The organism is Pseudomonas sp. W2Jun17, from assembly GCF_023127795.1.
GTDB classification, from domain to species: Bacteria; Pseudomonadota; Gammaproteobacteria; order Pseudomonadales; family Pseudomonadaceae; genus Aquipseudomonas; species Aquipseudomonas synxantha_A.
Genome location: NZ_SPKO01000007.1, coordinates 508,931 through 522,173, shown reverse-complemented (window position 1 = coordinate 522,173; position 13,243 = coordinate 508,931). Strand labels below are relative to the sequence as shown.

The window sequence follows — 13,243 nt, the reverse complement described above, 5'->3', positions numbered from 1 at the left end:
CGGCGGCAGCGAAACCCCTTGTGGTGGGGTTCGCGAGGTTTGAGAGCGATAGTCTGCGGACCAGGCTAAAAGCCCGCAGCATCCCAAACCGCGCGAGATTCTATCAGCTTGCAAGCGTCTGCGTTATATCCGAGTCTTCAGTGCATATAACATTTCGAGCGCTTTACGCGGCGTCAAGTCATCCAGATCAAGCTTTGCCAACTCATCCAGCACCGGATGGGGCAGGCTGGCGAACATATCGCTCTGGTGCGGCGCGGCGGGTTTCTTGCTGGCCTTGGCAGGGCTGGCGACCACGGTTTCATGGGGCAGGGCTGTGGTTTCCAGGCGGCTGAGGTGTTCGCGGGCGCGAGTAATCACGTCATTCGGCACGCCGGCCAACTGTGCTACGGCCAAGCCATAGCTCTGGCTCGCCGGCCCTGGCAGCACATGGTGCAGGAACACGATGCGCTCATTGTGCTCGGTGGCATTGAGATGCACGTTGGCCACCAGTGGCTCGCTTTCCGGCAACACCGTGAGTTCGAAGTAGTGCGTGGCAAACAGTGTATAAGCGCGCAAATGCGCCAGGCGTTCGGCCGCCGCCCAAGCCAGGGACAGGCCGTCGAAGGTGCTGGTGCCGCGACCCACTTCGTCCATCAGCACGAGACTGCGCTCGGTAGCGTTGTGCAGGATGTTGGCGGTCTCGCTCATTTCCACCATAAAGGTCGAACGGCCACCCGCCAGGTCATCACTGGAGCCGATCCGCGTGAAGATGCGGTCCACCAGGGACAGCTCGCAACTGGCCGCCGGCACAAAGCTGCCGATATGGGCCAACAACACGATCAACGCGGTCTGGCGCATATAGGTGGATTTACCACCCATGTTCGGACCGGTGATCACCAACATGCGGGTATCGTCGTCCAGCGACAGGTCGTTGGCGACGAACGGCGTGGTCAATACCTGCTCCACCACCGGGTGGCGACCTTGCACAATGCGCATGCATGGCTCGCTGACAAACCGTGGGCAGTTCAGGTCAAGGTTCAGCGCTCGTTCGGCGAGGTTGCTCAGTACATCCAGCTCCGCCAGGGCGGCCGCAGTGTCCTGCAATGGCGCCAAACGGCTGATCAAATCCTCGAGCAAGGCTTCGTAAAGCATCTTTTCCCGGGCCAGGGCGCGGCTTTTGGCTGACAGCGCCTTGTCTTCGAACTCCTTGAGCTCTGGGGTGATAAAACGCTCGGCACCCTTGAGCGTCTGGCGACGTTGATAATCGATAGGCGCCGACTCCGCTTGCTTGCTCGGTAACTCAATAAAGTAGCCATGCACGCGGTTGTAGCCCACCTTCAGGTTAGCCAGACCGGTGCGGGCTTTTTCGCGGGCTTCCAGGTCGATCAGGAACTGGCCGGCGTTTTCGCTCAGGGACTGCAGCTCATCCAGCTCGCTGTCGTAGCCGGTTTTCAACACGCCGCCGTCACGGATGATCGCGGGCGGGTTGTCGATGATGGCTTTTTCCAGCAGCGCCGCGAGGTCCGGGTAAGTGCCGGCAGTCACCGCCAGCTGTTGCAAGTGAGGCGTGTCCAACTCAGTCATTGCCAGTTGCAACTGCGGCAGGGCGCTCAAGGCATCACGAAGGCGCGCCAGGTCGCGGGGTCGTGCATTGCGCAGGCCGATCCGCGCCAGGATACGCTCGATATCACCGATTTCTTTGAGTTGCGGCTGCAGCTTTTCAAAGCGATAGCCATCGAGCAGGCAGGTAATAGAGGTTTGACGCGCTTGCAGCACGGTCAAGTCCCGCAGCGGACGGTTCAGCCAACGAGTCAGCAAGCGACTGCCCATCGCGGTCTGGCAGCGGTCGACCACCGATTGCAGGGTGTTATCGCGCCCGCCGGCCAGGTTAGTATCCAATTCCAGGTTGCGACGGCTGGCGCCATCGAGCACCACGGTATCGTCCAGGCGTTCATGACGCAGGCTGCGCAAGTGGGGCAGGGCGGTGCGCTGGGTTTCCTTCGCGTAGCTGAGCAGGCAGCCAGCAGCGCCGATGGCCAGGGTCAGCGTTTCACAGCCAAAGCCTTTAAGGTCCTGCACCGAGAACTGCTGGCACAGACTTTTCAGCGCCGAATCACGCTCGAAATCCCACGGCGCACGACGCTTGGTCCCACGACGTTTCTCCGCCGGCAAGTCCTTGGGCCAATCATCCGGGATCAACAACTCCACCGGGTTGATACGCTCCAGCTCCGCCAGCAGGTTCTCCCAGCCCTTGATCTCCAGCACGCTGAAGTTGCCGCTGGTGATATCCAGCACCGACAGGCCGAACAGACGCTCATCGCCCAACACCGCAGCGATCAGGTTATCGCGACGCTCATCCAGCAACGCTTCATCACTCACCGTACCCGGCGTAATAATGCGCACCACTTGACGTTCCACCGGCCCTTTACTGGTAGCCGGGTCGCCGATCTGCTCACAGATCACCACCGACTCGCCCAGCTTGACCAGCTTGACCAGGTAGCCTTCCAACGAGTGATAAGGAATGCCACACATCGGAATCGACTGCCCCGCCGACTGCCCGCGCGCGGTCAGGGTAATGTCCAGCAGCTTGGCGGCCTTCTTCGCATCTTCATAGAAGATCTCGTAGAAGTCGCCCATGCGATAGAACATCAACTGATCAGGGTGCTGGTTTTTCAGGCGCCAGTACTGCTGCATCATCGGGGTGTGGGAGGACAGGTCTGAAGTGTTTTTACTCATTGGGTAGTAGGCAAATTCGTTGAAAGTGATGGGGCAAAGGGGGCGCTTGGCCCAGCATTTTTTGCGATGGGGGCAAGGTTAACACGCGAGGTCGGCCCTTCGCAGGTCGCAAACGGCCAGGTAAAACGCGAAAGCGGCATCGCCTCAAGAAGCTCCCTCGCCACAGGTTAGCGGTTTAATCAGGCATTGCAGCAGCGTTAAACAATCCGGTCAGTGCCTGGAAGATGATGAGCTGACTTTTCATATCTCAATGCAGGATGCAGATCGTGAATACGACCAAGCTATTTGAATCTACGCCCACTGGCCGGAAACAACCCTCTGATCACCCCAAGAAACGCCGCAAACAAGTTGATTGAAGTCGCCGTAGTGATGGCAATCAATACATTGTCCGAGAACGGCGCTTTACCCGAGTAATACGTCGACCAGCCATTCCACACCAGCAGGACCGCCCAGAAGATCACGCCGCAGGCAGCAAACCAAAACGCACGCCCCGCATACTTCTTGCGCAGTTGCCGCTCGGCTTTCTGGTCTTTGAGGTTCTGGCTTCTTTCATCGTCGGTGCCTATGGCTTGCTCGCCGCCGGCCTGGGAGTCCTGGTCAGGCCCTGCCACGGGGGGCAGGGTGAGTTCCAGGTTGTCGAGTTCTTCACTCACGGATACGGCTCTTTGGGTGAATGAGTGCTGCCATGTCTTCCCAGTCTATGGCGGAGCCGTCGGCGCCCTTGAGGGCCCAGGCTGTGCCGTCCTCGTGGGACAGGTTGGACAGTTGGGTGCCGGACCATTTGCCGTATTTGTTAATGATCCGGTCAATCAAACGATGGGTATAGGTATCGCTCTCCGGAACCCTCGGTGTAACGAAGACAATGTCTTCGGCGTCGGGCTTCAGGTTGCTGAGCAGTGAGGTCACCGGGCGATTACCGTAGGATTTCAGCTCATGGTAAAGCGACGGAATGACCGGGCCATATTGCCAGCGGGCGAAGTGGTCATCCATCAGGGGCTGGTCTCGCTCGCGCAAATGCCAGGACTGTGTATAGAACAGCAGTTTCTGCAGCTTCATCGGGGTCAGGCCCGAAACCTTGCCTTCCTTCGCGCGTTCAATGAAGGCGTTAGCAACAGCTAGCGCTGAATAAGCCATGAGCACCTCCGTCGTTGCTGGCTAGGTGATTGACGAGTTTTATACATAGCCCCTGAATTGTCGATAAGCAAGGGAGGCTGTTCATTTGCCGCGTCTTACCTCAGGCGCTCGCAATAATAGTGAGTATTTAACTGTCTGGATATACAGTATTTTTTTTCAAGCTAAACACAATTGGATGTTTAATGCATAAATATGCAAATTAGCATTTGCCAACCTTAAAAACTCCCGTCACTATCCGCGTTATGCAAAAACGCAATGTTTCTATCGTCTTAAGAGAGCTGCTGGATCGCGACCGGATCTCCCCCACGGAGCTTCATCGGCGCACCGGCGTGCCTCAATCCACACTGTCCCGGATCCTCAGCGGCAAGATCGTTGATCCGTCGGATAAACACATCTCCCGTATCGCCGAGTATTTTCGCGTGAGCACCGACCAACTGCGCGGGCGCGCTGCGGTGGGAGCCTTGCGCGATGACGGGCGCGACCCGATGCATTCGGAACTCAAGGACATAAGCCTGTGGGACGACGACACCCCCGTCAATGATGACGAGGTGTCGATCCCCTTTCTGCGCGAGGTTGAATTGGCTGCTGGATCAGGAAGATTCGTCATCGAGGAAAGCGAGAAGGCCAGCCTGCGGTTCGGCAAGCGCAGTCTGCGGCATAACGGCGTGCAGTTCGACCAGGCCAAGTGCGTGACGGTACGCGGCAACAGCATGTTGCCGGTACTGCGCGACGGCGCCACGGTTGGCGTGAACGCCGGTAAAAGCGGCATTGGCGATATCGTCGATGGTGATCTGTATGCCATCAATCACAACGGCCAGCTGCGAGTTAAACAGCTCTACCGCCTGCCTTCCGGGATTCGCCTGCGCAGCTTCAACCGTGATGAGCATCCGGATGAGGACTACAGCTTCCAGGATATACAGGATGAGCAGATCAGCATCCTCGGTCATGTTTTCTGGTGGGGCATGTACGCCCGCTAACCCCCTCGCGTAAGACGAAACCCGCCCATGAGCGGGTTTTTTTTCGCCCCGAAAAAACCGGCAAACCCCATGCTGGCAAGGCCTCAAATGCATTTGTGCATTTCCATAGCAAAAATAAATGCATTTATGCATTGACTGTATATGCATACATGCATATTCTCCATCTCAAGCCAGCCAACAAGGCCTGGTGGAGGTGGCAAGGATGCTGCCAAGGAAGACAAGGAAGGCACGCAACATCGGCAAGGACGCCATCGAAGCGATGGCAGGGATGCCAGGCAATACCGGCAAGGATGCCGACGCTCTTTAGTTTCAACGCTTCAAAAACAGGCAGCGATGAACCGGCCTTGACGGTTCAGAGGGTTGGCAACTGACCCGGGTGTGCAGCGTAAAGCACCAGAAGCAGTTATCCGGCAGACAGGGATCGTGGTCGGAAAAACATCGAGGAAAGGACCGTACCGCGCCAGTAGCGCCGAAAGTCCGAGGACAGCATTACTGAAAAGCCCGGGCAACCGGGCTTTTTGGAATGCCTACCTATCGAAGCATCTGTAAATGAAATATGGATTATTAAATGCTCAGCCAGGAGGCGTGACATGACAAATGAACAGCAAGCGTTAGCGGAAATGCCTATCTGGCTGGTCATCGTATTGGCCGTGATCGGCGGCGTATCCGGCGAGATGTGGCGCGCCGATAAGGAAGGGGCTCGCGGTTGGTCGCTGATCCGACGCCTGGCCCTGCGTTCCGGGGCGTGCATGGTCTGCGGGGTTTCGGCTCTGATGCTGTGCTACGCAGCGGGGATGTCGATCTGGACCGCCGGCGCCATTGGTTGCCTGACCGCCATGGCCGGTGCCGACGTGGCTATCGGCCTTTATGAGCGGTGGGCGGCCAAGCGCATCGGGATCAACCAAGGCTCCCGCCAGGACCCGCAGTAATCGTTGCAAGGACGCTACATAAAATGACGCTTATCGAAAAGCCATCCCAACTGCCTCAGGCCGTGGGCGCTGCGCTGCATGCAGCCTTCCCGGACCTCAAGGTCGGCAGTCATCAGGACTTCCAGGGCGACACTGAAAAAACCGGTGTGCAGGTCACAGTCGAAGGCAATGGCCCGGGCATTCGCTCTCGCGAAGGGCGCAAGGCTCACGTGCTGAGCATTTCACTCAGGGCCATGGTCGCCCCCGGGGCATTGCCGTTCGATGCCTGCGACCTGGCCAGCCAACTCATGGACCTTGTGCTGGATAACCGTTGGGACCTGCCCCAGGCACAGTGCGATTTGCCCGCAAATATCGTCGCCGCTCCGGCTGTGCGCAGCACCCTTGATACGGACTACGACACCTGGACGGTTTCCTTCACTCAAACCCTCTATCTGGGGCCGCCGTTACTTGAAGATCCTACAGGCCAGCCGCTGTTTGCCTGCACCTGGGACGTCTCCAACATCGACGACCCGGCCCAATACAAACCACTGGCGGAGTAGCCCATGTTCGACGCGCTGTTACGCATGCAATTGGGACCGATCGTCGAACGCCTGGCAGAGATGGAGACCCAACTCGAAGACCTTTACCGCCGCGCTGAAAGCTTCTGCCGGATTGGCATTTGCCAGCAGGTCGATGCGGCCAGCAACACCTGCAAGGTCAGCCACGGTGATTTGCTGACCCCGGCGATCCGCTTTTTCAACCCCAGCGCCGGTGCGCAAACGGAAACCCGCATTCCAACGGTGGGCGAGCAATGCCTATTGCTTAACTACGGTGGTGGGGAGGGCGGCGTGCAGTCAGTGGCGCTGTTCGGCCTCAACAGTGATCGCTTTCCGCCGGTCTCCAGCGTCGCGACGCTGACCAGGCGTCGCCATCAAGACGGCACCCAAAGCGACTACGACGACGCCAGCCATACCTTCAACTGGGTCAACGGCCCAACCGCCGTCAGCGGCTCCCGTGAACAGGTCGACATTAACGTCGGCGCCGCCAGCCTGACCATGAATGCCCAGAGCATCACTTTGCAAATCGGCGGCACCAGCCTGTTGCTGGATGCTGGCGGAGCTCACTTCAGCGGCCCGGTAGTGGACCATCAAGGACGCGTCATCAGCCCGCGATAAGGACATCCCATGCTCGGAATCGAGAGGAACACCGGGGCAGCCGTCGATGACTGGCTGCAATTTGTGCAGCGCGCCACCCGAGCGCTGACCACCCCCGTGGGCACCCGGCAAAAGCGTCCGTTGTATGGCTCGCTGATCCCGCAGTTGCTCGGGCAAAACCTCGGCGACGACCTGCTGATTCTCGCCCAGAGCCATGCCGCCCAGGCGTTCTACAACACCCATAACGGCATCAGCGATTTTGACCCCCAGGTCATCGTCGCCACTCGCCAAGGCGCCGGCCTGCTGCTGCGGTTTGCCGGTACCTGGAAAAACCGCCAACAATCCTTCGAGGTCGTGACATGAGTATGTTGATCCCCGGCCAGAACCAACTGGCGGAACCGACCATCATCAAGGTGGATGAGTTCGAACCGTTGCTGGCCGAGTTCAAGATGTTTGTCATCGACTACGTCGCCACCCGCGCGCCGCAAAGCGCGGCCAAACTCAAGGCCAGCCTCGACAACGAAAGCGAACTGCTGACCCTGGCCCTGGAAGCGTTTTGCGTGCGTCTGCAAACCCACGAGCGCAAATACAACGCCCGCATCAAGCAGATGCTGGCGTGGTGGGCTACCGGCAGCAACCTGGATGCGCGCCTGGCCGATATGGGCCTGGAACGCCAAGTGCTCGACCCTGGCGACCCGGCGGCGTTCCCGCCCGTGCCGCCCACCCTGGAAAGCGACGACGACGCTCGCCTGCGTTACTACCTGGCCCCCCACGCCCCGGCAGCGGGCTCGCGGATGCAGTATCGCCGCGAAGTGTTCACCCTTGGCGAGCGCCCGGCGGTGAAAGTGCAAAGCGCGACGCCGGGAGTGGTGAGCGTCATCTACACCTTCGATCCGGATGGCTATGCAGCCCAGGTCAAGGATGGCAACGCCCGACGCACCGCACCGGGTGAAGTCATGGTCACTGTGCTTTCCCGCGAGGGCGACGGCACGCCGTCTGCGGACTTGCTTGACGGTGTACGTCGACATTTCGCACGGCCGGATGTAAGGCCGGAAACCGATCTTGTCACCGTCCAGGGCGCTCAAATTCAACCCTACAAAATTCGCGTGGTGGCCAAGATCAACGCCGGCCCGGACTCGGGGCTGACCCAAGTGGCGGCGCAGAAACTGCTGCAAGACTACGCAGAGTCCTGCCATCGGCTGGAAGGGCGGGTCGACCCCAGCTGGATCGACTACGCCATCCACAGCGCCGGTGCTACGCAACTGCAGATCCTGGAACCGCTGGCGCCGATTGTCAGCACCGCGTTCCAGGCCCCGTATTGCACGGGTGTCGAGGTGGAGGTGCGCACGCTATGAGTGAACCCAACGCGAGTCTGTTGCCGGCCAACAGTTCACCGCTGGAAAAGGCCCTGGACCTGGGCTTCGGCACATTGCTTGAGCGCGTCACGCCGCCGTTTCCAGTGCTGATGAACCCACTTCAAACCCCCAGCGAATTCCTCCCGTACCTAGCCGCCGACCGCGGCGTCAGCGAATGGGATGCCGAGGCCAGCGAGGCGGAAAAGCGCCTGACCGTGGCCTTGTCCTGGCAAATCCAGCGCCAGGCCGGTACGCCCAAGGCGCTGAGTCATGCGGTGGAGTCATTGGGCTTCACTCCCAACATCAGCGCCTGGTATCAGCAACGCCCCTTGGGTGTGCCTTACACCTTCGACGTACAGGCGATCATCGGGCGCAGTTGGTCCAGCGGCGATCACAACCGGCTGATCCGGCGTATCAATGCGGCCAAGAGTGAGCGCGATCAGGCGACGATCACCATCGTGCATGAAACCGAAGGTCACCTTGCATTCACGCAAGTGCTCGACGCCCCTTTAAGCGATGGCGAGTTTTATCTAAACGGCGCGTTGCCGGAATTGGCGCTGGTTGCTCGGCTTAACAGTGCCGGGGTTGCCCAGCACTACACCATTAACGACTACGACCTCAGGGCGCAGCCATGACAGATGAAATCACGCGCCTGGTGCGCTTCACTTCCAAAGGTTTGGATGAAGTGCTGCAGGCAAAGAACCAGGGCCTCAAAGGCCAAATCACCCACATCGGCGGCGGCACCGGCCGCTACAACCCCGACGGCACAGAAGTGGCCTTGCGTGACGAGCGACAACGGGTGGCCATCGTCGATTACGAAGACCTGGGCGAGCGCCAACTCAGGATGGCCGCGCTGTTTGATGGCGACGGAGAATATGAGATTGGCGAGTTCGGTTTTTACCTCGCAAGCGGGACTTTGCTGGCGGTGTATTCCGTGGCGGGGAAGTTGCTGACGTATAAGGCGGCGGCGGCTCGGGTGCTGCAGAAGTTTACGTTGGATGTTTCGCCGTTGCCGACGGATAGCGTGACGATTGTGGTGGGTAGCGACAATTTGAATGTGCTATTGACTGATGAAATTGCGGCCTTATCAGCTGCGAGCATAGACAATATGGCACGCGGTGTAGGGGTTCTATTTCGAGTGATGGAAGTCGAAAGAAAATAGAGCGTTTTCAATTTATTTTACATGACGCTATCCAGGCGTTTAGGAGCATTCATTTGAGTACCGAACAGCAACTTGCTGCCGTTGTAAGCGCGGCAAATAACTTGACTAACGTCATTACCGGAAAAGTCGGAGAAATTGACAAGGCGATAGTCGATGCCCGCCAGGCGTACGACGCTCAATTGTCGGAGTTGAAAAATAGACTCCCAAGATTGGCGGTCACCAAGAACTTCAATTTGTCCCCGAATGCCGATGGAACACTGATTGAAAATTGGGGGATTCACGCTGAAGTGACGCCGACTAAGCTGCGAACTATCACCACTGCCTCTCAAGCGGCCGGACGCCCGCAAGCTGATGTGGATTTCTTGCTTCAGGTGCAGGCAGATGTGCGTGAGCAATATCCAAATTTTGAAATCAGGGCCAGCGACTATTGGCGCACGTTGGTACATCTGTGGCAAATGAAGTGGTCGGTGTCAGACGCTAGTCCTTGGCTCGCGTTCCCTTACACTGTCGATATGGCGCTCGCGAATGGCTCTGGTGCAGTACCGCAGAACTCCTACCTTACCGTTGGTGCCTTCGTACGTCTTTTGGAGGGTAACGTGTCTGGAGCATGGAGTAATGGCGTTGAAAAAGGCAAATGGCGCTGGTGCTCCAGTGTTATTTCTCCTACAGAGTTGTTTGGAACTTATTACCATCTGCACCCGATGCGCACCTCGTCAACTGGCGTTGTTGAGGTGATGCTCGCAGGGGCATGCACAGGCGTTGTAACCAACCCAGGTGATTGGGGAACGATGTTGGCCCTAGGCTGAGGAGAGAATATGAAACCACTATTTATACCTGCTGAACTTCATCCGATTATCAAGTGGGAAATGATTCGTAAGGCAAGGGATCAAGACTTGTCGGCGAGTGATTATGCAGCAATGCCAGACTATCCGATGCTCGACACCCATAAGCTCTTGTTCGCTGAGTATCGTCAAAAACTGCGTGATATTCCAGATCAGGGAGAAAACCCTGATGCAGTGCTCTGGCCATCCAAACCAGATTTCCTGAAATAACTGATAACCGCGAAAGCGGTTTTTTTTCGCCTCCCCAAAGCTCCTCCTCAACAGGGGCTTTTGTATTTTCCACCCGGAGATTTTTCACCCATGCCCACCCGCCAAACCTACACCGTCCTCATCCCATTCCCCATCGGCAACGGCCATTGGTCCACCGCTGGCGAGGAATTGGAACTGCTCGACGTCGAAGCATCCGCCCTGCGCACCGCTGGCCGCCTGGAACTGACCAGCGTCCTCAACTCCACCCCCAAGAAGGCTGAATAACCATGGCAGAAGTCCTGAACTTCGAGCACAACGGCATCACTGTGAATGCCACTGAATCCCCCGAGGCCATGGGGGGCCTTGGCGATAACGTGATCGGCCTGGTCGGCACTGCCCCCAACGCCCACGCATCGATCCCGAAAAACGCCCCGTTCCGTATCAACAGCTTCACCACCCAGGCGCTGCTGGACCCCACCGGCACCGAGTCGGGCACCTTGTTCCAGGCGGTGTACCAGATCCTCAAAGTGGTCAAGGTGCCGGTCTATGTGGTCATCGTCGAAGAAGGCGCCACCCCGGCCGATACGATCAACAATGCGATCGGCGGCAACGACCCGGTCACCGGTCGCAAGCTGGGCCTGGCGGCCCTGAGCAGCGTGCCTGAAGACCTGACCATCATCGGCGCTCCAGGCTTTACCGGCACCAAGGCCGTGGCCGGTGAGTTTGCCTCCTTCGGCAAGCGTATCAAGGCGCGTGTGGTACTGGATGGCAAGGACGCTTCGGTGGCCGATCAAGTGACCTACAGCGGCGAGCTGGGCGGTGCCGACCTCGGTTTCGACCGTTGCCTGCTGGTGCACAACATGCCGTCGGTGTACTCCAAGGCCGCGAAGAAAAACGTATTCCTGTCGCCATCCTCGTTGGCCATCGCCGCACTGGCCAAGGTCAAACAGTGGGAAAGCCCGGGCAACCAGGTGACCTTCGCCGAAGACGTTTCCCGCGTGGTCGAGTACAACATCCTCGATACCTCCACCGAAGGGGACCTGCTCAACCGCTACGGCGTGAGCTACTACGCCCGCACCATCCTCGGCGGTTTCTCGCTGCTGGGTAACCGCTCCATCACCGGCAAGTTCATCAGCTACGTCGGCCTGGAAGATGCTATCAGCCGCAAGCTGGTCAAGGCCGGCCAGAAAGCCATGGCCAAGAACCTCACCAAGTCCTTCATGGACCAGGAGGTCAAGCGCATCAACGACTGGCTGCAAACCCTGGTGGCCGACGAGACCATCCCTGGCGGCAGCGTATACCTGCACCCGGAATTGAACAGCGTCGAGAAGTACAAGAACGGCACCTGGTTCATCGTTATCGACTACGGCCGCTACGCGCCGAACGAACACATGGTTTATCAACTCAACGCCCGCGATGAAATCATCGAGCAGTTCCTGGAGGACGTTCTCTAATGTTTACCAACCGAGTCAGACAGGCCATTGCGGCCACCCTTCAAGGCCTGCCGTTGTCCGCAACCGTGGAAGAGTTCACCCCGCCGAAGATCGAGTTCGACATGGAGCCCATGTCCGGCGGTCGCTTTATCGCCGAGGAAATGGCCAAGAGCGGCAAGGTGCTCAATGCCAAGCTGGTGCTGCAAGGTGCCGGTCCGGAAATCATGCTGGCCCTGGGCGTGCGCATGGGCGACGACATCCTGCTGAACGTGCGTGAAGCCGGCCAGGACCAGGACGGGAAGACCTACTTCACCTACCACACCGTCGGCGGCAAGCTCAAATCCCTGGAGGAGGCGAAGCTGAAAATGGGCGACAAGGCTACCACCACGCTGGAACTGTCCTGCCGTACCTACAACCGTCTGGAAAATGGCGTTTCGGTGATCGACATCGACGTGCGCACCCAGAAGTTCGTGCTCAACGGCGTCGACATTCTGGGCGATGCGCGCCGCGCCGTGCTGATGCCGTAAGGATAACTGCAATCGAAGCGGGCACGGTCAATGTGGGAGCCGGGCTTGCCCGCGATGCAGGCGACTCGGTGCGTCTGGAGCACCGAGTTGATGCTATCGCAGGCAAGCCAGCTCCCACAGAGACCGCGCTCAGATTGGGATTCCCGTGCTTTTCAATACCGTTCTACAAGGAATTGCCCCATGGCCTGGATGCCACCGTTGCACATCCTGCTGGCTCCGATCACCGCCGACACCGGCGCGACGATCCAGCAGGTTCAGCTAAAACCGTTGTTCTACGCCGCGCAAAAAGACGCGCTGGCCCGGGCCGGTGATGACGAGGACGATCAGTTTTTCGAACTGGCGAAACTCGCCACTGGCCTGTCGGAAAAAGAGCTCGACCAGCTCAAGCGCCCTGACTACGTGAGCATTGCCCAGTACGTACACGAGATGTCGACGCGCCCGACGTCGTTCTTCCTGAATGCGGATGAAGCGACACCCCACGACCAACCCGTCCAGTTGCTATTGCCCCTGAACGCAGCCGGCCGAACCCTGACCGAACTGCCCCTGGAAATGCCTGCCCTGCGCGCCACCAAGGTGATGAAAAAACTCGCCACCAACAAAGAGCGCGCCGAGTTCATCACCGCCCATTGCACCGGCCTGATGATCCCTGACCTGGCCGGCTTGACCGTGCCCGACTGGACGGAACTGCAGGAGCGTATCGACGATTTTTTAAATCAACCGGCGGACTTCTTTCGCAGCGCGACATCGAAGTAATCCTCGATGTGGTGCCGCTGATCTACTCGGTCAATGAGGCGGAGATCCTCGACTGGGACGCCGGAAAAGCATTGCGCCGCTACGACATAGCGAT

The 13,243-nt window shown here is 58.6% G+C and carries 17 protein-coding genes; 14 read left to right on the top strand and 3 right to left on the bottom strand.

Translation table 11 applies throughout. The features are described 5' to 3' along the window. Window positions 1-123: 123 nt before the first annotated feature. The 3 genes from mutS to E4O98_RS05800 all read right to left on the bottom strand — a co-directional run bounded on the left by mutS (window position 124) and on the right by E4O98_RS05800 (window position 3,849). Window positions 124-2,715 carry a DNA mismatch repair protein MutS gene (gene mutS / locus E4O98_RS05810; protein ID WP_032877521.1) on the bottom strand — a complete coding sequence of 864 codons (2,592 nt, stop codon included), beginning with the start codon at window positions 2,713-2,715 and terminating at the stop codon, window positions 124-126. 281 nt (window positions 2,716-2,996) lie between these two features. Further along, window positions 2,997-3,368, bottom strand: a complete 372-nt coding sequence (locus E4O98_RS05805; RefSeq protein ID WP_248134396.1) for a hypothetical protein — start codon at window positions 3,366-3,368, stop codon at window positions 2,997-2,999. Beyond that, on the bottom strand, window positions 3,361-3,849 hold the full coding sequence (locus E4O98_RS05800) for a type II toxin-antitoxin system antitoxin SocA domain-containing protein (RefSeq protein WP_032877518.1): 489 nt from the start codon (window positions 3,847-3,849) through the stop codon (window positions 3,361-3,363). Before E4O98_RS05800 ends, E4O98_RS05805 begins: the two co-directional genes overlap by 8 nt. A gap of 233 nt (window positions 3,850-4,082) precedes the next feature. On the opposite strand from E4O98_RS05800, the gene E4O98_RS05795 reads away from it, so the two are divergent. The 14 genes from E4O98_RS05795 (at window position 4,083) to E4O98_RS05730 (ending at window position 13,149) form a co-directional block, all read left to right on the top strand. Beyond that, entirely contained in the window at window positions 4,083-4,826 is a 744-nt protein-coding gene (locus E4O98_RS05795) for an XRE family transcriptional regulator (protein ID WP_177327421.1), read from the top strand. Window positions 4,827-5,416: 590 nt separating this feature from the next. After that, window positions 5,417-5,755, top strand: coding sequence for a phage holin family protein (locus E4O98_RS05790; protein WP_005785384.1), 339 nt, complete (start codon window positions 5,417-5,419; stop codon window positions 5,753-5,755). 23 nt (window positions 5,756-5,778) lie between these two features. Further along, the gene (locus E4O98_RS05785; protein WP_248134394.1) at window positions 5,779-6,294 is read left to right on the top strand and encodes a hypothetical protein; all 516 of its coding nucleotides are present in this window, start codon (window positions 5,779-5,781) and stop codon (window positions 6,292-6,294) included. A 3-nt stretch (window positions 6,295-6,297) separates the two neighbouring features. Further along, on the top strand, window positions 6,298-6,909 hold the full coding sequence (locus tag E4O98_RS05780; RefSeq protein ID WP_032877515.1) for a phage baseplate assembly protein V: 612 nt from the start codon (window positions 6,298-6,300) through the stop codon (window positions 6,907-6,909). Window positions 6,910-6,918: 9 nt separating this feature from the next. After that, window positions 6,919-7,251 carry a phage baseplate protein gene (locus E4O98_RS05775; RefSeq protein WP_005785388.1) on the top strand — a complete coding sequence of 111 codons (333 nt, stop codon included), beginning with the start codon at window positions 6,919-6,921 and terminating at the stop codon, window positions 7,249-7,251. Next, the gene (locus E4O98_RS05770) at window positions 7,248-8,243 is read left to right on the top strand and encodes a baseplate J/gp47 family protein (RefSeq protein WP_248134392.1); all 996 of its coding nucleotides are present in this window, start codon (window positions 7,248-7,250) and stop codon (window positions 8,241-8,243) included. The genes E4O98_RS05775 and E4O98_RS05770 overlap by 4 nt, the downstream gene beginning before the upstream one ends. After that, window positions 8,240-8,878 (top strand): phage tail protein I, encoded by a 639-nt coding sequence (locus E4O98_RS05765; protein ID WP_248134390.1) that lies wholly within the window; start codon window positions 8,240-8,242, stop codon window positions 8,876-8,878. Before E4O98_RS05770 ends, E4O98_RS05765 begins: the two co-directional genes overlap by 4 nt. Next, complete coding sequence (locus E4O98_RS05760) at window positions 8,875-9,405, top strand: phage tail protein (RefSeq protein WP_228309401.1); 531 nt, start codon at window positions 8,875-8,877, stop codon at window positions 9,403-9,405. Before E4O98_RS05765 ends, E4O98_RS05760 begins: the two co-directional genes overlap by 4 nt. 53 nt (window positions 9,406-9,458) lie before the next feature. Further along, window positions 9,459-10,211, top strand: coding sequence for a hypothetical protein (locus E4O98_RS05755; protein ID WP_005785395.1), 753 nt, complete (start codon window positions 9,459-9,461; stop codon window positions 10,209-10,211). Between the two features lie 9 nt (window positions 10,212-10,220). Then, window positions 10,221-10,457, top strand: coding sequence for a tail fiber assembly protein (locus E4O98_RS05750; protein ID WP_005785396.1), 237 nt, complete (start codon window positions 10,221-10,223; stop codon window positions 10,455-10,457). Window positions 10,458-10,547: 90 nt separating this feature from the next. After that, window positions 10,548-10,721 carry a hypothetical protein gene (locus E4O98_RS05745; RefSeq protein WP_003189022.1) on the top strand — a complete coding sequence of 58 codons (174 nt, stop codon included), beginning with the start codon at window positions 10,548-10,550 and terminating at the stop codon, window positions 10,719-10,721. Between the two features lie 2 nt (window positions 10,722-10,723). Beyond that, entirely contained in the window at window positions 10,724-11,890 is a 1,167-nt protein-coding gene (locus tag E4O98_RS05740) for a phage tail protein (RefSeq protein WP_248134388.1), read from the top strand. After that, window positions 11,890-12,396 carry a phage major tail tube protein gene (locus E4O98_RS05735; protein ID WP_005785401.1) on the top strand — a complete coding sequence of 169 codons (507 nt, stop codon included), beginning with the start codon at window positions 11,890-11,892 and terminating at the stop codon, window positions 12,394-12,396. Before E4O98_RS05740 ends, E4O98_RS05735 begins: the two co-directional genes overlap by 1 nt. A gap of 180 nt (window positions 12,397-12,576) precedes the next feature. Further along, the gene (locus E4O98_RS05730; RefSeq protein ID WP_032877507.1) at window positions 12,577-13,149 is read left to right on the top strand and encodes a phage tail assembly protein; all 573 of its coding nucleotides are present in this window, start codon (window positions 12,577-12,579) and stop codon (window positions 13,147-13,149) included. Window positions 13,150-13,243: the final 94 nt, after the last annotated feature.

Coding starts and splice junctions, on each gene's coding strand:
- mutS (WP_032877521.1), bottom strand. CDS start 2,715: ATGAGTAAAAACACTTCAGACCTGTCCTCCCACACCCCGATGATGCAG.
- E4O98_RS05800 (WP_032877518.1), bottom strand. CDS start 3,849: ATGGCTTATTCAGCGCTAGCTGTTGCTAACGCCTTCATTGAACGCGCG.
- E4O98_RS05790 (WP_005785384.1), top strand. CDS start 5,417: ATGACAAATGAACAGCAAGCGTTAGCGGAAATGCCTATCTGGCTGGTC.
- E4O98_RS05785 (WP_248134394.1), top strand. CDS start 5,779: ATGACGCTTATCGAAAAGCCATCCCAACTGCCTCAGGCCGTGGGCGCT.
- E4O98_RS05780 (WP_032877515.1), top strand. CDS start 6,298: ATGTTCGACGCGCTGTTACGCATGCAATTGGGACCGATCGTCGAACGC.
- E4O98_RS05775 (WP_005785388.1), top strand. CDS start 6,919: ATGCTCGGAATCGAGAGGAACACCGGGGCAGCCGTCGATGACTGGCTG.
- E4O98_RS05770 (WP_248134392.1), top strand. CDS start 7,248: ATGAGTATGTTGATCCCCGGCCAGAACCAACTGGCGGAACCGACCATC.
- E4O98_RS05765 (WP_248134390.1), top strand. CDS start 8,240: ATGAGTGAACCCAACGCGAGTCTGTTGCCGGCCAACAGTTCACCGCTG.
- E4O98_RS05760 (WP_228309401.1), top strand. CDS start 8,875: ATGACAGATGAAATCACGCGCCTGGTGCGCTTCACTTCCAAAGGTTTG.
- E4O98_RS05750 (WP_005785396.1), top strand. CDS start 10,221: ATGAAACCACTATTTATACCTGCTGAACTTCATCCGATTATCAAGTGG.
- E4O98_RS05745 (WP_003189022.1), top strand. CDS start 10,548: ATGCCCACCCGCCAAACCTACACCGTCCTCATCCCATTCCCCATCGGC.
- E4O98_RS05740 (WP_248134388.1), top strand. CDS start 10,724: ATGGCAGAAGTCCTGAACTTCGAGCACAACGGCATCACTGTGAATGCC.
- E4O98_RS05735 (WP_005785401.1), top strand. CDS start 11,890: ATGTTTACCAACCGAGTCAGACAGGCCATTGCGGCCACCCTTCAAGGC.
- E4O98_RS05730 (WP_032877507.1), top strand. CDS start 12,577: ATGGCCTGGATGCCACCGTTGCACATCCTGCTGGCTCCGATCACCGCC.